Source organism: Kitasatospora sp. NPDC127111 (assembly GCF_042677465.1).
Taxonomy (GTDB): Bacteria; Actinomycetota; Actinomycetes; order Streptomycetales; family Streptomycetaceae; genus Kitasatospora.
This window is the reverse complement of the sequence record NZ_JBHXTG010000019.1, coordinates 90328-110093: the sequence shown is the minus strand read 5'-3', so window position 1 is coordinate 110093 and position 19766 is coordinate 90328. Positions and strand designations below refer to the sequence as shown.

The following is a 19766-nucleotide window of genomic DNA, read 5'->3' as shown; positions in this document are numbered from 1 at the left end:
CTTCGGCGCCGCCCGGCCACACACCTTTCCGCCTCGACGCCTCGACGCCCCGGCGCCCCGGCGCCCCGGCGTCCCGAAGCCCCGAAGCCCCGGAGGCCCGAAGCCCCGAAGCCCCGGAGGCCCGAAGCCTCGAAGCCCCCGAAGCCCGACGGGCCCGTCAACCGCTCCCGACCCGACGCGGGGCGGTCGCCCGGGGCGGGCAGGTGCTGCTGCGCACGACCAGCCTGGTGGCCAGGTCCACCCGCAGCGTGCCGGGCTGCACCCCACGTGCCAGGTCGATCACCAGGCGGGTCGCCGTCTCGGCCATCTCGGTCAGCGGCTGGCGCACGGTGGTCAGCGGCGGACCGACCCAGCGGGCCAGCGGCAGGTCGTCGAAGCCGACCACGCTGAGGTCCTCCGGGATGCGCAGGTCCAGCTCGCGGGCGGCCTCGTACAGGCCGAGCGCCTGGAGGTCGTTGCCGGCGAAGACGGCGGTCGGCCGCTCCGGCAGGCGCAGCAGTTCCAGGCCGAGCAGGCGCCCGGACTCGTGGTGGAAGTCGCCCTCGCGGACCAGCTGCGGGTCGTACGGGATGCCCGCCATGTCGAGCGCCGCCCGGTAGCCGTCCGCCCGGGCCCGGCTGCACATCATCCGCGCGGGGCCGCCGAGCAGACCGATCCTGCGGTGGCCGAGGTCGAGCAGGTGCCGGGTCGCGGCGAGGCCGCCGTCCCAGTTGGTGGTGCCCACGGCCGGCACCTCCTGGCCGGGGTCGCCGGCCGGGTCCAGCACCACGAAGGGGATGTCCCGGCGGGCGAGTTGCTCGCGCAGCGAGCGGTCCAGGTCGGACAGCACCAGCACCACGCCGGTGGGGCGGCGGGCGAGCACCCCGTCCACCCAGGACTGGCCGGGGCCGTGCCGTTCGGCGGACTCGGAGAGCACGATGCTCAGGCCCTCCTCGCGGACGGCGTTCTCGACGCCGCGGATCACCTCCACCGCCCAGGCGCTCTCCAACTCGTGGAAGACCAGCTCCAGCAGCGGGCTCGTCCGGCGGTTGCTCCGCCGCCGGTAGCCGTACCGGTGGAGCAGCTGCTCCACCCGTTCCCGGGTGGCCGGGGCGACGTCGGCACGTCCGTTCAGGACCTTCGAAACAGTCGGCGCGGAGACCCCCGCCTCCTGCGCGATCTCGGCCAGTGTGGCCGCTCTGTCCACGGGTTCCTCCTGCACTGCCCCTGCTAGGGCGGACTCCGTCGTGGGTGGCTCGTCGGGCACGGCCCCGGGCGGTCCGTACCGCACGGATGCTAGCCCGGCGACGGGCCGGAGCCGATCCTGTCCGCACTCTTGACGGGTGGTCAGACCGGTTCTAGGTTTCCCACAACATTCGGCAACGTACTCGAAACATTCGAACTGGGGGCAGGATATGCGATCGAGACTCGCCGCGATAACCGCGGCCGCCGCACTCGTCCTGGGGACGTCCGCGGCCTGCGGCTCCGGCGGCACCTCCTCCGACGCCGGTGACGACACGATCCACGTGCTGGTCTACGGCGACGCCGGCAACAAGGTCGAGAAGCAGATCGTCGACACGTTCAACAAGACCTCGAAGGTCAAGGCGGTGCTCGATACCGTCCCCGGCGCGGACTACCAGCAGAAGCTCCAGACCGTGATCAACACCCCGCGGGCCCCGGACGTCTTCTTCAACTGGGGCGGCGGCTCCATCCAGCCGTTCGTCAAGTCGGGCCTGCTGCTGCCGTTGGACGACTTCATCGCCAAGGACCCGGGCCTGAAGGACAACTTCCTGCCCTCGGTCTTCAACTCGGCGGTGATCGACGGCAAGCCGTACGGCGTGCCGATGCGCGGCACCCAGCCGGTGCTGCTGTTCCACAACAAGAAGGTCCTCGCGGACGCCGGACTCACCCCGCCGAAGACCTGGGACGAACTCCTCGCCGCCGTCAAGGCGCTGAAGGCCAGGGGCGTCACCCCGATCGCGCTCGGCGGTGGCGACCAGTGGCCCACGCTGATGTGGTTCGAGTACCTCTACGACCGCATCGCCGGCCCCGGCCTGTTCCAGCGGGCGCTCGGCGGCGACCGGGAGGCCTGGGCGGGCGAGGACAGCCGCAAGGCCCTGGCCGCCCTCAAGCAACTGGTCGATGCCGGGGCGTTCGGGAGCAACTCCGACTCCGTCAAGTTCACGGACGGCGGCTCCCCGGCCCTGGTCGCCAAGGGCAGGGCCGCCTTCGAGCTGATGGGCTCCTGGTACTACTCCACGCAGCAGGACGCCAACCCGGACTTCGCGAAGTCCGGCCTCGGGTACACCGGCTTCCCGGCTCTGAGCGGCGGCAAGGGCGACGCGGCCGACGTCGTCGGCAACACCAACAACTTCTACTCCGTGCTGAAGAGGACCAAGCACCCGGAGGCCGCCGCGGCCTTCCTCAAGCTGATGTACTCCGACGAGTTCGTGAAGGCGCAGCTGGCCATCGGCAACCTGCCGACCACCACCGGCACCGTCGAATTCCTCGACCTCTCCGCCAGCCCCGCCTACTCCAAGGACCAGTACCAACTGGTCAAGGCCGCCCCCTCGTTCCAGCTCTCCTGGGACCAGGCGTACCCGCCGAGCGCCATGACCCCGATGCACACCGCCGTCCAGCAGTTCTTCGACGGCAGGGTCGACGCCGACGGCTTCATCAAGGCCATGCAGGCCTTGCCGACCTCATGACGCGCGGTGTGCGCTCCGGCGCGTTGGCGACCCGCCCGGGCTTCGTGTGGGCGCTCCCGGCCGCGGTGTTCTTCCTGTTGTTCGCGCTCACACCGCTGCTGCTGGTCGTCGTGCTCTCCTTCACCAGCTGGGACGGCATCGGCGAACCGCGGTTCAACGGCCTGGACAACTGGAGCGCCCTGCTCGACGACCCGGTGATGCTCCAGTCCGTCTGGACCACCCTGCTGCTCACCGCCCTCGGCGTGGTGACCCAGACGCCGGTCAGCATTCTGCTCGGCGTCTGGGCCGCCGGGCAGCAGCGCAACCGGGCCGTGCTGTCGGCCGTCTACTTCGTGCCGCTGCTGCTCTCGGCGACCGCCGTCTCGGTGGTGTGGCGGGCCGTCCTCGACCCCAACTTCGGCGTACCGGCCCAGCTCACCTGGCTCTTCGGCGACGGCAACCTGCTCGGCAGCAGGAGCGGTGCGATCGGGGTGCTGACCTTCGTCGGCGTGTGGCAGTTCACCCCGCTGCACGCGCTGATCTACCAGGGCGGCGCCCGGGCCATCCCCCGGGTGCTCTACCAGGCCGCGGCCGTCGACGGAGCGGGCGCCGTGCGGCAGTTCCTCCACGTCACCCTGCCGCAGCTGCGCAACACCGTGATCACCTCGGTGATCCTGATGGTGGTCGGCGGCCTGACCACCTTCGACACGGTGCTGATCCTCACCCAGGGCGGGCCCGGCACGGACACCACCGTCACCGCGTACTACATGTACCAAAAGGCCTTCAAGGGCTTCGACTTCGGCACGGGGTCGGCGATCGCGCTGGTCCTCGTCGTGGTCGCCACCCTGATCTCGCTCGCGGTGGTCCGGCTCTCCGGCTACGACCGGATGCGCGGCACGACGGAGGGGCTGTGATGGCGCGGCACGACGGAGGTGCCGCGCTGTCGCGGCGCGGCGGAGGGGTCGTGATGCCGTGGCGCGGCGGAGGGGCCGCGCCGCGCCGGCGCCCGAACGTCCTGGCCGGGTTCGGCTCCCTGGTGTGGCTGGTGCTGGTCGGACTGCCGCTGTACGTGCTGCTGATCGCCACCTTCCGCACGCGCGCCGACTACTCCACCGAGGGCCCGCTGAAGCCGCCCGCCCACTGGACCCTGCGGAACTACCTGACCGACCTGTCGACCGGCTTCGGTCAGGACTTCCTCAACACCCTGACCGTCACCGTCGGCGTGGTCGCCATCGTGCTGCTGGTCGTCCCGCCGCTCGCCTACGCCATCGTGCGCGCCCGCGGCCGGGCGACCGGCTGGGTGTTCCGGCTGTTCCTGCTCGGGCTGGCGATCCCCGCGCAGGCGGTGATCGTGCCGATGTTCTACGTCATCAGCAAGACCGGCCTGTACGACCACCTGATCGGCGTCATCCTCCCGACCGCGGCCTTCTGCCTGCCGGTCTGCACCCTGGTGCTGACCGGTGCGATGCGCGACATCAGCCCCGAGTTGTACGAGGCGATGGCGATGGACGGCGCGTCCCCGGCGCGGGTGTTCCGGCAGCTGGTGCTCCCGCTGTCCAAGGGCGGGCTGTCCTCGATCACCGTCTTCGCCGCGCTCCAGGCCTGGAACGGCTTCCTCTTCCCGCTGATCCTCACCCAGTCCGACTCCACGAAGGTCATCACCCTCGGCCTGTACGAGTTCCAGACCGAACACGGCGTGGACGTGCCCGGACTGCTCAGTGCGGTGGTGCTGTCCGTGCTCCCCGTCTTCGTCGTCTACCTGTTCGCCCGCCGCGCCCTGGTCCAGGGCCTGACGGGGGTGGGAGGAAAGTGAACGACCACGTGCCCGACCGCGTGCCCGTCCCCGACCTGAGCCTCGGCCCCGGCCCCGACCCCGGCCCTGGCCCCGGCCCCGACCCCGACCGCCTCCCCGACCCGGGCCCCGGCCCCGGCCCCGACCCCGACCGCCTCCCCGACCCGGGCCCCGAGCCCGCCTGGCGGGACGGCACGCTCACCCCGGAGGCCAGGGCCGACGCCCTGATCGCCGCGATGACGCTGCGGGAGAAGACCGCCCAACTGGTCGGCGTCTGGGTCGGCGCCGACGCCGACGGCGGCGAAGTCGCCCCGCACCAGCACGAGATGGAGCCGCCACCCGACCTCGACACCCTTCTCCCGTACGGACTCGGTCAGCTGACCCGGCCGTTCGGCACCGCCCCGGTCGACCCGGCGCTGGGCGCGCTCTCACTGCTGCGCACCCAGCAGCGGATCGTCGCCGCCAACCGCTTCGGCATCCCGGCCCTCGCCCACGAGGAGTGCCTGGCCGGCTTCGCCGCCTGGGGAGCCACGGCCTACCCCGTGCCGCTGTCCTGGGGCGCCGCCTTCGATCCGGAGCTGGTCCGGAGGATGGCCGCCGCCATCGGGCGCGACCTGCGGGCCGTCGGGGTGCACCAGGGCCTCGCGCCGGTGCTCGACGTGGTCCGCGACGCCCGCTGGGGGCGGGTCGAGGAGACCATCGGTGAGGACCCGTACCTGGTCGGCACCATCGGCACCGCCTACGTCCAGGGCCTGGAGTCGGCCGGGATCGTCGCCACCCTCAAGCACTTCGCCGGGTACTCCGCCTCCAGGGCCGGACGCAATCTCGCGCCCGTCTCGATGGGCCCGCGCGAGCGCGCCGACGTCATCCTGCCGCCCTTCGAGATGGCCGTCCGCGAAGGCGGGCCCCGCTCGGTCATGCCCGCCTACACCGACACCGACGGTCTCCCCTCCGCCGCCGACCGGGCGCTGCTCACCGGACTGCTCCGGGACAGCTGGGGGTTCACCGGCACGGTCGTCGCCGACTACTTCGGCATCGCCTTCCTGAAGACGCTCCACGGCGTGGCCGAGGACCGGTCCGAGGCCGCCGCACTGGCCCTGGGCGGCGGTGTCGACGTCGAGTTGCCGACCGTCGACGCCTTCGGACAGCCCCTGTTCGACGCGGTCGTCACGGGCACCGTCCCGGAGCGGCTGATCGACCGGGCGCTGCGCCGCGTCCTCGTCCAGAAGGTCCAACTCGGGCTGCTGGACGCCGACTGGAGTCCCGTGCCGGCCGCCCTCGCCGGCGCCGACCTGAGCGAACCGGGAGCGCTGCGGGGCCAGGTCGACCTGGACCGGCCCGGCAACCGCGCGCTCGCGGCCGAGCTCGCCGAACAGGCCGTGGTGCTGCTGCGCAACGACGGCCTGCTGCCGCTGCGCGAGCCCGCCCGGATCGCGCTGATCGGCCCGAACGCCGACGAACCCACCGCGGTTCTCGGCTGCTACGCCTTTCCGGTGCACGTCGGCGGACAGCACCCCGACACCCCGCTCGGCATCGAACTTCCCACCCTGCGCGAGGCGTTGGCGGCCGAGTTCCCCGACAGCGAGCTGCGGACGGTGCGCGGCGTCACGGTCGACGGCGAGGACACCGCGGGCATCGCCGAGGCCGTTCGCGCCGCCCGGCGGGCCGAGGTGGTGGTGCTCGCCCTCGGCGATCGCGCGGGGCTGTTCGGGCGTGGCACCAGCGGCGAGGGCTGCGACGCCGCCTCACTCGAACTGCCCGGCAGACAGCGGGAGTTGCTGGACGCGGTGCTGGACACCGGGACGCCCGTGGTGGTCACCCTGCTGGCCGGGCGGCCGTACGCGCTCGGGCGCGCCGTCACCGAGGCGGCCGGGATCGTCCAGTGCTTCTTCCCCGGCGAGGCCGGGACGGCGGCGCTCGCGGGCGTGCTCAGCGGGCGGGTCAACCCGTCCGGGCGGCTACCCGTGTCCGTCCCCGCCCACCCCGGGGTCCAGCCCTCCACCTACCTGGCCGCGCGGCTGGCCCAGGCCGGCGAGGTCTCCAGCACCGACCCGAGCCCCGCCTTCGGGTTCGGACACGGGCTCGGCTACAGCGAGTTCAGGTGGTCCGGCCCCGAGGTGCGGAACGCCGAGGCCGGCACCGACGGCGCGTTCCGGCTCGCCTTCGAGCTGCGCAACACCGGCACCCGGGCGGGCACCGAAGTGGTGCAGCTGTACCTCCACGACCCGGTGGCCACGGTCGTCCAACCGGTGCAGCGGCTGATCGGCTACCGCCGGATCCCGTTGGAGGCCGGAGCGGGCTGCCGGGTGGAGCTGGAACTCCCCGCCGACCTGGCCTCCTTCACCGGCCGCGACGGTCGGCGGACCGTCGAACCCGGGGCACTGGAACTGCGGATCTCCGCCTCCAGCACCGACCCCCGCCTCACCGTGCCGCTGCGCCTCACCGGCCCGGTCCGGCTGCTCGACCACACCCGGCTCCTGCACCCGACCGTCACCGTCCACGACCTCCCTCCGACCCCCACCCCCGAACCGAAGGGACTCCACCCGTGAGCCGATCGATCCGCCGACCGTCCCTGCTCCTGGCATCCGCGCTGACCGCCCTGGTGGTCGTGGCCCAGCCGTCGACCGCCCACGCCGACGGGCCCGGCACCACCCTGACCGACGGCTTCTACGTGGACCCGGCCTCCACCGCGCAGCAGTGGGTCAACGCCAACCGCGCCGACGGCCGCGCCGCCGCCATCCAGGCCTCCATCGCCTCCGTGCCGACGGCGCGCTGGTTCGGCAACTGGAGCGGTGCCATCGGGACGGCGACCGGGGCCTACGTCGGTGCGGCCGCCGCCAAGGGCAAGCTGCCGATCCTGGTGGCCTACAACATCCCCGACCGGGACATCTGCGCCGGCCAGTCCGGCGGCGGAGCGGGCACCCCCGCCGACTACGCCACCTGGATCGCCGCCTTCGCCGGCGGCATCGGCACCCGGCCGGCGGTGGTCGTCCTGGAACCCGACTCGCTCGGCGACGAGTCCTGCATGACCCCCGCCCAGATCGCCGTGCGCAACGCGATGCTGCGCAACGCCGTCGCGCAGTTCAACGCCAAGGCCCCGAACACCCGGCTCTACCTGGACGCCGGCAACCCCGCCTGGATGAGCGCCGACACCATGGCCCGGCACCTGGTCGACGCCGGGGTCGGCGGAGCCCACGGGTTCTCGCTGAACGTGTCCAACTTCATCGCCACCGCGCAGAACACGGCGTACGGCCAAGCCGTCAACGCGGCCCTGCGGTCGACGAAGGGGTTCACCAAGCCGTTCGTCGTCGACACCAGCCGCAACGGCAGCGGATCCGACGGCAACTGGTGCAACCCGTTCGGGCGGCGGATCGGCACGCCCTCCCAGTGGGGCGGTGGCGCCGAGATGCTGCTGTGGATCAAGGCGCCGGGCGAGTCCGACGGCAACTGCGGCGCCGGCGCCGGTTCGACTGCCGGACAGTTCCTGCCCGAGGTCGCCTACAAGATGATCTACGGCTACTGACGGCCGCCGACCGCAGGTCGCTTCCCCGTTCCTCGATCCGGACCTTCGACGCCCTTGGGGACGATACATGGGATGGATCCAGGGGCGATCGGGTCGACGGTAGGCGCCCGGTGCGCCGGAGTTCCGCAAAGCGGCTGTTCACCTACCGTGCTTGGCGAGGAGGGAGGTGCTCGACGTCTTCCAGGACATGGGAGCGCCTGCTACGTTGGCGCGGTGTCCCTGACTGACAAGGCCATCGCCCGGATCCGCCGGATGATCCGGGAGGGCGAGCTGCCCCCGGGCTCGAAGCTGCCCCCCGAGCAGCAGCTGGCCGCCGAGCTCGGCCTGTCCCGGAACCTGATGCGCGAGGCGGTCAAGACGCTGGTCGTCGCGCGGGTCCTGGAGATCCGCCGCGGCGACGGCACCTACGTGACCAGCCTGGCGCCCGGCCTGCTGCTGGAAGGGCTCGGCGGCGCGGTCGAGCTGCTGCAGGGGGACACCGTCCTGGAGCTCACCGAGGTGCGCAGGCTCTTCGAGCCGGTCGCCACCGCGCTGGCCGCCGCCCGCATCACCGACGAGGACCTCGCCGAGGTGGAACGGCACCTGTCGGCCATGCGGGACGCACGGGACGACGTGGAACTGCTGATCCAGCACGACGCGGCCTTCCACCGGGCGGTGATCCGCGCCACCCGCAACGAGACCCTGGCCACGCTGCTGGAGCACATCTCCGGACGCACCCTGAGCGCCCGGGCCTGGCGGGGGCTGACCGACGCGGACGCGGCCGGGCGGACCATCGCCGAGCACGAGGCGATCCACCAGGCCCTCGTCGCCCGCGACCCCGGCCTCGCCCAGGCCGCCGCCCTGATGCACGTCGACACCACCGAACGCTGGCTGCGCGACCACCTGGCCGAGGGGGAGCGGATCCCCACCGCGCCGCCCGTACGTACCGTCCCCTGACCCCCTTCTTCCGGCCCGCACGCCCCCACGCCGGATCCCACCGAGCCCGTGAACGGAAGGGCCCCGTGCTGACGGAAACCCAGCACTACTCCGCCGGAGAGCTCTGGTACCGGCGCCCCGCCGACGGCTTCCTGGAGGCGCTGCCGCTCGGCAACGGCCGGCTCGGCGCCATGACGTACGGAGGCGTGCGCACCGAGCGGATCGAGCTCAACGCGGACACCCTGTGGTCCGGCGGTCCCGGCCCCCGCGACCGGGCGGGCGCCGCCGCGCACCTCCCCGCCCTGCGCACGGCGGTGCTGCGCGACCGCGACCACGCCCGCGCCCACGCGATCGCCGCCACCCACTTCGCGGGGCCCGACACCGAGGCGTACCAGCCGCTGGCCGCCCTCCTGCTGGCCTTCCCGGCCCGCGGGGACGATCACCGCGCCGACTACCGGCGGGTGTTGGACCTCGACCGGGCCGTGCACACCGTGTCGTTCACGGCCGGGGGAGTGCGGTACCGGCGGGAGAGCTTCGTCTCCGCCCCGGCCGGGGTGCTGGCCGTCCGCCTCGGCGCGGACACCCCCGGCGCCGTCTCCTTCCGCGCCCGCCTCACGACACCCCACCCCGCCGCGGCCCCGGCCGCCGAACCCGGCACCGCCACCCTGTCGATCCACGGCCGCGCCCCCGTGGACCGCCCGCGCGGGCCGGGCGAGCCCGCCAAGTACCGGCCGGAGGAGGGCACCGGCTTCGCCGCCGCGCTCCGCGTGTGCACGGTCAACGGCCGCGTCGCCACCGGCGAAGGCACGATCGAGGTCACCGACGCCGACGAGGCGGTGCTCCTGGTCGCCGTCGGCACCGGGTACCGGGACTGGCGCCTCCGGCCCCAGGGCCCGGAGGCGGCGATCGACGAGGCACGCCGGTCGCTGGAGCTCGTCGAGGGACAGGACTTCGACACGCTGCGTGCCGCCCACGTCGCCGACCACCGGCGGCTCTTCGCCGCGGCCGCACTCCGGCTCCACGGACCGGCGGAGGCGGCGGCGCGGCCGACCGACGAACGCCTCGCCGCCGCGAACGCGGGCGCCGAGGACCCCGGACTCGCGGCCCTGCTCTTCGCCTACGGCCGCTACCTGCTCATCGCCTCCTCGCGGCCCGGCACCCAGCCCGCGAACCTCCAGGGGATCTGGAACAACGACGTCGCCCCGCCCTGGAACTCCGACTGGACGTCGAACATCAACCTCCAGATGAACTACTGGCCCGCCGAGACGACCGGCCTGGCCGAGTGCCACGAACCGTTGCTCGCCCTGGTCGCCGACCTCGCCGAGGCGGGGCGCTCCACCGCACGGGCCCACTACGACGCGCCGGGCTGGTGCTGCCACCACAACGTCGACCTCTGGCGCGCCACCAACCCCGTGTCGGGGGACCCGGTCTGGGCCCACTGGCCCATGGCGGGCCCGTGGCTGGCCGCCCACCTCTGGGACCACCACCTCTTCCACGGCGACCGCGCCTTCCTCGCCGACCGCGCCTACCCGGTCATGCGCGAGGCCGCCCGCTTCCTGACCCACCTCCTGGTCGAGGACGCCGACGGCACCCTGGTGACCTGCCCGTCCACCTCGCCCGAGCACCACTTCCGGCTGCCCGACGGCTCCCTGGCCGCCGTCGACGCCGGCTGCGCGATGGACCACTGGCTCGCCGCCGAACTCCTCGACAACACCGTCGCGGCCGCCCGGGAACTCGGAGTCGACCACGCGTTCGCGGCGGAACTCACGCGGGTGCGCGCCCGACTGCGCCCCCCGGCCCTCGGGGCCGACGGCCGCCTGCTGGAGTGGCGGGACGACCTCCCCGAGGAGGATCCGGGCCACCGCCACCTCTCCCACCTCTACGGCCTCTACCCGGGCAGCGCCATCGACCCGCTCGGTGACGACACCCACCTCGACCCGGCCCGGCGCGCGCTGGGCCGCCGCCTGGCACACGGTGGTGGCGGGACCGGCTGGAGCCTCGCCTGGGTGGCCGCACTCGCCGCCCGCCTGGGCGACGGCGCCCTCGTCGGTCACGCCGTCGAGCGCCTGCTCGCGACCTCGACCGCCCCCAACCTCTTCGACCTGCACCCGCCCCGGCTCTTCCAGATCGACGGCAACTTCGGCATCACCGCCGCCATCGCCGAGACGCTGCTGCAGAGCCACAACGGCGTCCTACGGTTGCTGCCCGCGCTGCCGCCGTCCTGGCCGGACGGGGACGTTCGCGGCCTGCGCGCGCGGGGCGGGCTCACGGTCGGGCTGAGCTGGCGCCAGGGCGTGCTGGCCGGAGCCGAACTGCGAGCCACCCGGGCCACGACGGTCGACCTGTACCTGCCCGAGCGCGCGGGCGCTCCGGTGCCGGCCGACCGGGAGGGGAGCGGCGCCGTGCTCGTCGCGGTCGCCGACGACCCCCGGCGCCACCGGCTGCACCTCCCGGCGGGACGCCGCTGCCGCCTCTCCTTCCCGGACGCCTCCCGCCCGTGACCCCCACGGGCCGACGGCGCGGACCCGGATCCCCCGCGGCGACCTGTTCGTCTCGCCGAGCGCGGTGATCGCGCTGCCGCGCGTCGCTGACCGCGCCCGGGTGTCCGCGCCGCGCGGCCGACCCGGGCGTCCGGCCCGGCGGTTCCGCCGGTTCCGCCGCCGCCGCGAACGCGAGGCGGCCCCCCTCACCGCGTCCGCGACCGTCGCCGCGGCCCTCGTCCACCGCCGCCGAGCCCCGAACGAGCCGACTTCTCAGCGCCGTTCGGACGGGGGCGGGGGCGGGAGCGTGGCGGTGCCCGGGGCCGGCTCCGGCCAGACCAGCAGGACGGGGCAGGGGGCGTGGTCGACGACGAAGCGGGTGGCGGGCCCCAGGCTGTGGGGCCCGAGACGGGTGCGGTCGCCGTCGCGCGCGAGGACGAGCAGCTCGGCACCCTCAGCCGCGGCGACGACCTCGCGCTCGACGCGGCCGGCACGCTCCACGTGGGCGCAAGGCCGCCCGAGACGGTCGGCCGCGGCGGTCAGGAGGTGCTGGGCGGAGTCCGCCGCCAGGGCCTCCAGCCGGGTGCCCGGATCCCGCTCCCGGTGACCGCGGCCGAGCAGCCCGGCGAACGCACCGTGCGCGACGCCCGGGACCTCCTGGCCGCTGACGTGGAGCAGGACGATCTCCGCGCCCTGCGGTGCGTGGGTGCGGGCGGCGTCGACACAGGCGGGCCAGGTGCCTTCGGTGATCCAGACGACGACGGTCACGGGCTCATCCTCCGATGATCTGCAGTGACCCCCACAGTGCCACCACCGCCAGTGCCAGCGCGGCGGGCACGACGAGCAGACCGAGGAGGGTGAACTCGCCGAGGCCGATGTCGGTGTCGTGTTCGCGGACGATCCGCCGCCACAGCAGGGTGGCCAGGGATCCGGCGTAGGTGAGGTTGGGACCGATGTTGACCCCGAGCAGGACCGCCAGGACCGCTCCGGCGCCGGACGGGACGGCCAGCGGGAGGAGGACGAGGACGGCGGGCAGGTTGTTGATGACGTTCGCCAGGACGGCCGCCAACGCCGCCGTGCCGAGCAGCGCGGGCAGCGACGTGCCGTGGGGGACGAGCTGCCCGAGCGCGGAGGAGAGCCCGTTGTCGACGACGGCCCGGACCACGATGCCCAGCGCCAGGACGAAGGCCAGGAACGGCACGGCGGCCGAGCGCACGATCGCGACCGGGGTGGTGCGGCGCCGGGCGAGGGCCCGGACGGCGAGCGCGAGCGCGCCGCCCAGGGCCGCCCAGGCCGGATCGACGCCGATGACCGAGGTGAGGACGAATCCGGCGAGCGTGCAGGAGACGGTGACGAGGGCGAACAGGGGCAGCTCCGGCGCCGCCACCTCAGCCGCGGGCGGGGCACCCGCGTCCAGGTCGGCGGCGAAGAACCGGCGCAGCACCCCGTACTCGACGGCGATGGCCGCCAGCCACGGCAGCGCCATCAGCGCGGCGAACCGGGTGAAGCTGAGCCCGCTCGCGGCGAAGGCCAGCAGGTTGGTGAGGTTGGAGACCGGCAGCAGCAGCGAGGCGGTGTTCGAGAGGTGGGTGCAGGCGTAGACGTGCGGTTTGGGCCGGGCGCCGAGCCGGGCGGCGGTGACGAACACCACCGGGGTGAGCAGCACCACGGTGGCGTCCAGGCTGAGCACCGCCGTGATCACGGAGGCGACCACGAACACCTGGACCAGCAGTCGCCGTGGACTCCCGGCGGACGCCCGGGCCATCCACGCCCCGCAGGCGCGGAACAGGCCTTCGTCGTCACACAGCTGAGCCAGCACCAGGACGGCGGCCAGGAACCCGATCACCGGCCCGAGCCGTTCCGCCTCGGCCCATGCGTCCGCCGGCGAGATCGCACCGGTGCCGATGACCAGCCCGGCAGCGGGGACCGCCACCACCGCCTCCGGCCATCCCCACGGGCGCACCACGGCACAGAACAGCACCAGCACCAGCAGTCCGACGGACAACGCTTCGGCGAACGACGTACTCAGGGTCCTACTCCTCGCAGGTGGCGGTGACAGCCCTATCGAACCAGAGGCCTCCAGGCTGCGGGGCGTCGGCACGACCGAACGGAACCCCGGCGGCTACTGCCGGGGTGCTTCGGCCGCCAGGGCGTCGAGGTGACCGGCGACCCGCTGAAGCAGTTCCATCAGCACCTCGTGCTCGTCGGCCGAGAGGCACTCCATCATCCGCACCCTCACGCGCTCCGGCCGCTCGGACACCCGCTCGTAGGCGCGTCGCCCCTCCTCGGACAGCGTCACGCTGCCGTCGCCCGCCACCTGCGCCCAGCCGCGGTCGACGAACCGCTCGACGTGCGGCCGCACGGTCGGCTCGTCGGCGGACAGGAACGCCGCCATGGTCTCGTCGAGCGCGGCGACGGTGATCGGGCCGTACGACATCGTGTTCAGCACCTGCCAGGCCCGCCGGTCCAGGCCGTCGGCGGCGAACAGCCGGCCCAGGCTCTCGGTGATGGCCCCGTCGATGTGCTTCAGCCAGTAGCCGAGCGGGCGCTGGTCTTGGACGTCGGGCAGGCGCGCTCTGGTCGTCCTAGATCCGCGACTTCCGCACCGAGTGCCACACCGCCCCGGACAGCGCCAGCGTGGAGCGCGGCACCGACAGGCGCTCGTGCTCCCGGTACAGCCGCCAGTTGTGCTCCACCAGCGCCAGCTTGTTCGAGGACAGCGAGCCCGCCCGGCCGGCCCGGTAGATCGCCAGCGGTTCCCGCAGACCCCGGGCGGGGTGCCCGTCCCTCATGATCGACAGCCACAGCGCGTAGTCCTGCCGCTTCGGCATGTCCGGCATCAGCCGCGTGCCCAGCACCGTCCGGTCGTACATGGCGGTCAGGGCCCCGATGTGGTCCTGCACCAGCATGTCGCGGTACGTCACGCGCTCCCGGGCCGCGACCACCCGCCCGTTCGGCGTGAAGTCGCAGGCCTCGCCCGTGTAGTCGCCGGCGACCTTGTAGTAGGAGGTGAACGTCAGGGGAGCGTCGCCCTCCGCGGCGAACGCGAGCTGCCGCTCCACCTTGGAGGGCAGCCACATGTCGTCGCTGTCCAGGAACGCCACGTACGCCCCTCGCGCCCGCGCCAGGGCGAGGTTGCGGGCCCTGGCCGCGCCGCCCTGTTCGGGCGCGGCCTGCGGACGCACCCGCTCGTCCTGGCGGGCCAGGTCCTGCAGCAGGTCCATGGAGCCGTCGGTGGACGCGTCGTCGGTGACCAGCAGCTCCACGTCGGCGTGGGTCTGCGCGAGCACGGAGCGCACCGACGAGCCGAGAGTGGCGGCCGAGTTGTGTACCGGCATCACGACGGAAACCAGGGGCACGGCGATGCTCCTCACCCAGATTGGACTTGTCATGGACGGCGTTGTCGCCGGTCAGGGCTCCGTGGGGCCGCCGCTCGGCGTGCGCGCCGCCGGGGCGGACCAGCGCGTCGTCGGCCACGACGTGGACCTGCACCGTATCAAGCGGCTCACCACCGGCGGTTCCGGCCACCTCCTTCCACGAGCTCGACGCTTCCGAAGCGGGTGGGGCCGCGTTCGCGGTGGCGAGTTCCGGCCCAGCACCGCGGGTGACCCGACCGGCTCCGTACCGTCGGACCGCGCGCCCACCCGGACGACCCCCGGGCGGCACCGGCCCGGGCCGGGTGCGCCCGCGGCGACGACGCGGGCGCCGAGCCGTCAGGCGGGCTGGACGGTGACTGTGCAGAGGCGCTTGGTGGCCCGGGTCAGGGCCACGTACAAGTCCCTCTCCCCGCCGGGGCGGGCCGTGATGATCTCCTCGGGGTTCAGGACGACGACCCCGTCGAATTCCAGACCGCGTGCTTCGGACGCCGGCACGATGCGTGCGTGGTCGGCGACGCCCCGGGCCGTCAGCTCGGTCACCCTGGTGTCCGCGCAGATCACTCCCAGGAGCTCGCCCGGGTGCGCGGTGCGCTGGGCGCGGAGTTCCCGGACGACGGCGGTGACCGACGAGTCCGGCGGTGTGGTCACGGTGCGAGGGCTCTCACCGCTGCGCAGTGACCGTGTGGGCTTCTGGTCCGGAGCGATCCGCGCGAGCAGGTCCCGGACGCTCTCCAGGATCTCCTGCGTGGTGCGGTAGCTGACGGTCAGGTCGTGCAGCTTGAACCGCGGTCCGACGTGGGGGCCCAACGCCTCCTTCCAGTCGCGTGCCGTCGCGACCGGGCCTGCCTGGGCGAAGTCACCCACCACCGTCATCGCCCTTGCCGGGCAGCGGCGGACGATCATCCGCCACTGCATGGCGGTCAGTTCCTGCGCCTCGTCGACGACGACGTGCCCGTACGTCCGCTCGGGCGGGCCGTCGACCAGGCTCGCCGCCTCGTCCAGCAACGGCACGTCGGCATCGGTCCACGGGTCGTTCGGACCGCGCAGCAGAAGGGACCGCTCCTGCGCGGTGAGGCGGGGCAGGTGCTCGGCGAGAGCGCCGGCGTTCGTCAGGAGCGCCTTCACGAGGTCACCGGGTGCCAGCCGCGGCCACAACCCCTCGACCGCTCGGTCGACGCCGGCGTCGTCGAGGAGATCGGCTCGGATGGCGTCCCGATCCAGCTCGTGGACCGGACCCGGGTCGGCCGCACCTTCGGCACGGCGCTGGGCGGCTCCCGTGAACCGGTCGAGGTTCATGCCCGTCATCATTTCGGCATCGGCGTCGATCCGCTCCAGGAGGTCGCCCATGTCTCGTCCCATCGCGTCGATGACGGCGTCGACCAGGAGCTCCTTGAACACCTGGCGCGCGGGGTTGTGCCCCGGTGCGGCCGCCCCGGCGGCGTCGCGTGCCGTGGCGACCTCCTCGTCGGCCAGGTGAACCGGTTCCTGGCCGACTCGCACGGTGAAGTCACCGGCGGGGGCTTGGTGGACGCGCAGCAGGCCGGCCAAGGCGTCGGCGAGGTCGGAGCTGCCCTTGAGACGTGCCGTGTCGAACCGGTCCACCGCCTCGGGGGACACTCCGGCCAGGTCCCGGCAGGTCGTCAGGACCACGTCGTTCTCGCCGAGCGAGGGAAGGACCTGGGAGATGTAGTCGAGGAACCGGGCGTTCGGGCCCACCACGAGGACACCCTCCTCCGCGGCGCGCGGGAACGCGTACAGGACGTAGGCCGCCCGGTGCAGGGCGACCACCGTCTTGCCGGTGCCCGGCCCGCCCTGCACCACGGTCACCCCGCGGTGGGCGGAGCGGACGATCTCGTCCTGCTCGGCCTGCAGCGTCGCGACGGCCGCGTGCATCCTGCCCGTACGCCGTGCCGACAGAGCCTCGGTCAACGGGCCGTCCCCCACGACGTCCTCGTCGGTCGGGGTGGTCCCGTCCAGCAGTTCGTCGCTCACCGAGACGACCGTGCGCTCCTCGAGGCGCAGGTGCCGGCGCCGCCGCAGGTCCATCGGGTGGGCCGGTGTCGCCTCGTAGAAGGGCCGTGCCGCGTTCGCCCGCCAGTCCACGAGCAGGGGCAGGTCGTCCTCCTCCGTCTGTAACCCGATCCGCCCGATGTGCAGGGCGGTGCCGTCCGTCCAGTCGATGCGCCCGAAGACCAGTCCCTTTTCGGCGCCCTCCAGCCGGCTGATCTCCTTGGCCAGGCGCTCGGCGGTGATTTCCCTCTCGTACGTCTCGCCGGCGCTGTCCGCCGGGGCCTTCAGCACGCTCGCGCGGTGTGCTCGCGCCTCGGAAAGCCGCTCGGTGAGCAACTCGTACAAGGAGGACACATAATCCCGCTCCGATTCAAGCGCACGCACGGCGGGATCACTCATCTTCGACAACAGGGGCTCCTTCGATTCGCTCCACACCCTACGATCAAAGGTCCCTGAAGGTAAGTCTTGACTTACTTGGTGAAGACATGTCCCTGTGGCTGAATCCATGACAGCTGACCGTGCGGCGTCTCGTGAATTCCGCCGTTCCGGATATCGCGGGATATCGCGGGTCGCGCTCCCGATGCCCCATGCCTTGTGGGCGAGACCGCCCTTGGAATTCGGAGATGTTTTGCCGCGATCGGTCAATCGGTGAACGGGGGAGAACGCAAGAACCGTTCGGGGAAGCACAAGCGCCAGGGCCTGCGCTTCCCCGTACCGGACCTCGGTCAGTCGATGCCTTCGACGATGCGGAAGTCGCGCTCGACGCCGTCGGAGAGGACGATCAGCGCCTCTTGGTAGGCCGCGCTCTCGCGTGCCGCGACGGCCTGCTCGAAGCTGTCGAACTCGACCAGGATGGTGCGCTCGGCGATTCCGCCGTCATGCGCCGCGACCCGACCGCCGCGGACGATGGTCCGACCGCCCGCGGCCTTGACGGCCGGAGCGGCCAGCTCGTTGTAAGCAGCCAGCTTCTCGGGGTCCGAAATGGTGCGGTAGACGCTGACCCAGTAGCCCTTGGGCATGGCACCTCCAGTGTTGTGATGAGTGTGTTCCGCTTACGAGTTGGTCTCGGACGGGCGTCGGCGGGCGAGGGCGAGGCTCGTCAGCGTCGTGATCGTCATGGCGGCGATGCCGACCAGCGCCGCGGTGGTGTAGGCGCTGTCGTCGGGGAAGAGGTGGCCGGGGTCGGTGCCCGCGGCGAGGATCAGCCCGCCGATGGCGCTGCCCAGGGAGTACCCGACGCTGCGGACGACGTAGTTGAAGCTCATGGCGCTCGACGTCTCGCTCCTGGGGGTGACGGCCAGGATGACGCCGGGCATCGCGGCCGAGAATCCGCCGACCCCGAAGCCGAGCACGCCCATCGCCGCGAACAGTTCGGCCAGGTCCGACCGGGCCGCCGCGAACAGGGCGAACCCGCCGCCGACCACGACGGCGCTGCCGGCCAGCAGCAGGGGGCCGGCGATCCGTGCCCGGACCCGCGGCGTGAGCTTGCCGGCGACGAACCCCAGCACCGAGAACGGGATGAGGACCAGCCCGGCGACGAAGGTCGTCAGCCCGAAGCCGTAGCCGGCGGCGTGCGGCGTCTGCGCGTACCGGGTGATGAGCGTGAGCAGGAGGTACATGCCGATCCCGCCGACGAACATGGCGAGGTTCGCCCCGGCGACCGCCGGGTGCCGCACCGCCCGCACGTCGACCAGGGGCGTCGTGCTGCGCAGCTCGACGACGGCCCAGACGCAGAGCAGCACCACCGCGACGACGGCGAGGCCCGCCGCCACGGCGAGGTGCCGGCTCCACAGATCCCGTTCGCCGGCGAGGAACAGCACCAGGAGCAGCGCGGCGGCCAGGACGACCGCGCCTGCCACGTCCACGTGGGCGGAGCGGCCTTCGGGGGCTTCGGGCATGGAGCGCCACGCGGTCAGGAGGGCGGCGGCGGTGACGACCAGGCCGAGGCCGTAGGCGGCCCGTACCCCGCCGAGCTCGGCGAGCAGTGCGGCCAGCGGGTAGCCGGCGCCGGCCCCGATGATCGAGACCACCGAGATCAGGGCGATCACGGCCGCGCCGCGCTCCTCGGGGAGGTGGTCCCGGGCCACGCCCATCATCAGCGCCGTCAGCCCGAGCCCGACGCCCTGGGCCGCCCTGCCGGCCAGCAGCCACGCGAACGGCAGCGGCAGCACGGTGAGCGCGCTGCCGGCGACGACGACCGCCAGTGTGGCGAGGATCGTGGCCCGCCGGTGCGGGCCGGCTCCGAGCCGGCCCAGGACCGGCGTGGCGACGGCGCCGCTGAGCAGCGCGACGGTCAGGGTCCACTGCGCGCTGCCGAGCGGGACGTGGAACGAGGTCGCGACGCTGGTGATGAGCGGCGTCCCGAGGCTGGCGACCGCGGCCACGACCAGGGCGATGAACACCAGCGCGGGGACCAGCAGCCGCGCCTCGGAACGCGCCACCGGGAACGCCTTCACCGCAGCCCCGCCGACCGGCTGCCCGGTCACTGCCCCGGCCCTTCGCGGTCCTGGCTTTCGAGCTCTGCCAGGTGCTTCAGCGCCGGAAGGGCCGCCACCAGCGCCTCGACCTCGTCGCCGGTGAGCTCGCCGATCAACCGCTCGAACGCGTGGACGCCCGCCTGGCGCCGCGTCCGGACATAGGAGGCGCCGGCCTCGGTCAGGCACACCAGCGTGACCCGCTTGTCGGACGCGTCGCCCCGCCGCTCCACCAGGCCGGACTCCTCCATCACCCGGACGAGGGCGGTCATCGCGGGCTGGGTGACGCCCTCGACCGCGGCCAGATCGGTGATGCGCCGCGGGCCGGTCCGGTCCAGGGTGGCCAGGGTGGCGGCGGACGTCAGGCTCATGTCCCGGGGCAGGCGTCTCGCGGCCCTGGTGGCCAGGCCGTAGAGGGCTGCCCCGATGGCGGCGGACGCGTCAGGAGCGGTGTGGCGACGACTCATGCCCGAAGCATAGCAAGTTTATATTCATGGCTTATGTAAATAGTCGACTGCGCTCGCGAACG

The 19766-nt window shown here is 73.2% G+C and carries 16 protein-coding genes; 7 read left to right on the top strand and 9 right to left on the bottom strand.

All coding sequences use genetic code 11. From position 1 onward, the window contains the following. Nucleotides 1-157: 157 nt before the first annotated feature. Nucleotides 158-1186 (bottom strand): LacI family DNA-binding transcriptional regulator, encoded by a 1029-nt coding sequence (locus tag ACFVHB_RS15110; protein WP_380320806.1) that lies wholly within the window; start codon nucleotides 1184-1186, stop codon nucleotides 158-160. A 208-nt stretch (nucleotides 1187-1394) separates the two neighbouring features. On the opposite strand from ACFVHB_RS15110, the gene ACFVHB_RS15105 reads away from it, so the two are divergent. The 7 genes from ACFVHB_RS15105 (at nucleotide 1395) to ACFVHB_RS15075 (ending at nucleotide 11397) form a co-directional block, all read left to right on the top strand. Continuing rightward, nucleotides 1395-2687: an ABC transporter substrate-binding protein gene (locus tag ACFVHB_RS15105; RefSeq protein ID WP_380320803.1), complete on the top strand. Its 1293-nt coding sequence runs from the start codon at nucleotides 1395-1397 to the stop codon at nucleotides 2685-2687. Then, entirely contained in the window at nucleotides 2684-3580 is an 897-nt protein-coding gene (locus tag ACFVHB_RS15100; protein ID WP_380320800.1) for a carbohydrate ABC transporter permease, read from the top strand. Before ACFVHB_RS15105 ends, ACFVHB_RS15100 begins: the two co-directional genes overlap by 4 nt. Nucleotides 3581-3633: 53 nt before the next feature. Further along, nucleotides 3634-4479 (top strand): carbohydrate ABC transporter permease, encoded by an 846-nt coding sequence (locus tag ACFVHB_RS15095; protein WP_380320829.1) that lies wholly within the window; start codon nucleotides 3634-3636, stop codon nucleotides 4477-4479. Between the two features lie 215 nt (nucleotides 4480-4694). Continuing rightward, nucleotides 4695-7007, top strand: a complete 2313-nt coding sequence (locus ACFVHB_RS15090) for a beta-glucosidase (protein WP_380320826.1) — start codon at nucleotides 4695-4697, stop codon at nucleotides 7005-7007. Beyond that, the gene (locus ACFVHB_RS15085) at nucleotides 7004-7981 is read left to right on the top strand and encodes a glycoside hydrolase family 6 protein (protein ID WP_380320797.1); all 978 of its coding nucleotides are present in this window, start codon (nucleotides 7004-7006) and stop codon (nucleotides 7979-7981) included. The genes ACFVHB_RS15090 and ACFVHB_RS15085 overlap by 4 nt, the downstream gene beginning before the upstream one ends. A gap of 213 nt (nucleotides 7982-8194) precedes the next feature. Next, nucleotides 8195-8917, top strand: a complete 723-nt coding sequence (locus ACFVHB_RS15080) for a FadR/GntR family transcriptional regulator (protein ID WP_380320794.1) — start codon at nucleotides 8195-8197, stop codon at nucleotides 8915-8917. 65 nt (nucleotides 8918-8982) lie between these two features. Then, nucleotides 8983-11397 carry a glycoside hydrolase N-terminal domain-containing protein gene (locus tag ACFVHB_RS15075; protein ID WP_380320791.1) on the top strand — a complete coding sequence of 805 codons (2415 nt, stop codon included), beginning with the start codon at nucleotides 8983-8985 and terminating at the stop codon, nucleotides 11395-11397. 252 nt (nucleotides 11398-11649) lie between these two features. Here ACFVHB_RS15075 and ACFVHB_RS15070 read toward each other — a convergent pair whose 3' ends face one another. From ACFVHB_RS15070 to ACFVHB_RS15035, 8 genes are all read right to left on the bottom strand, one after another. After that, entirely contained in the window at nucleotides 11650-12144 is a 495-nt protein-coding gene (locus ACFVHB_RS15070) for a universal stress protein (protein ID WP_380320789.1), read from the bottom strand. Between the two features lie 4 nt (nucleotides 12145-12148). Next, nucleotides 12149-13405 carry an SLC13 family permease gene (locus ACFVHB_RS15065; RefSeq protein ID WP_380320823.1) on the bottom strand — a complete coding sequence of 419 codons (1257 nt, stop codon included), beginning with the start codon at nucleotides 13403-13405 and terminating at the stop codon, nucleotides 12149-12151. 93 nt (nucleotides 13406-13498) lie between these two features. Beyond that, nucleotides 13499-13813 (bottom strand): hypothetical protein, encoded by a 315-nt coding sequence (locus ACFVHB_RS15060; RefSeq protein WP_380320786.1) that lies wholly within the window; start codon nucleotides 13811-13813, stop codon nucleotides 13499-13501. Nucleotides 13814-13961: 148 nt separating this feature from the next. Continuing rightward, nucleotides 13962-14735, bottom strand: a complete 774-nt coding sequence (locus tag ACFVHB_RS15055) for a glycosyltransferase family 2 protein (protein WP_380320783.1) — start codon at nucleotides 14733-14735, stop codon at nucleotides 13962-13964. A 354-nt stretch (nucleotides 14736-15089) separates the two neighbouring features. Next, the gene (locus tag ACFVHB_RS15050) at nucleotides 15090-17162 is read right to left on the bottom strand and encodes a HelD family protein (protein WP_380320820.1); all 2073 of its coding nucleotides are present in this window, start codon (nucleotides 17160-17162) and stop codon (nucleotides 15090-15092) included. Between the two features lie 326 nt (nucleotides 17163-17488). After that, the gene (locus tag ACFVHB_RS15045; protein WP_380320780.1) at nucleotides 17489-17782 is read right to left on the bottom strand and encodes a DUF1330 domain-containing protein; all 294 of its coding nucleotides are present in this window, start codon (nucleotides 17780-17782) and stop codon (nucleotides 17489-17491) included. A gap of 33 nt (nucleotides 17783-17815) precedes the next feature. Then, on the bottom strand, nucleotides 17816-19249 hold the full coding sequence (locus ACFVHB_RS15040) for an MFS transporter (RefSeq protein WP_380320777.1): 1434 nt from the start codon (nucleotides 19247-19249) through the stop codon (nucleotides 17816-17818). After that, complete coding sequence (locus ACFVHB_RS15035; protein ID WP_380320817.1) at nucleotides 19246-19608, bottom strand: MarR family winged helix-turn-helix transcriptional regulator; 363 nt, start codon at nucleotides 19606-19608, stop codon at nucleotides 19246-19248. Before ACFVHB_RS15035 ends, ACFVHB_RS15040 begins: the two co-directional genes overlap by 4 nt. Nucleotides 19609-19766: the final 158 nt, after the last annotated feature.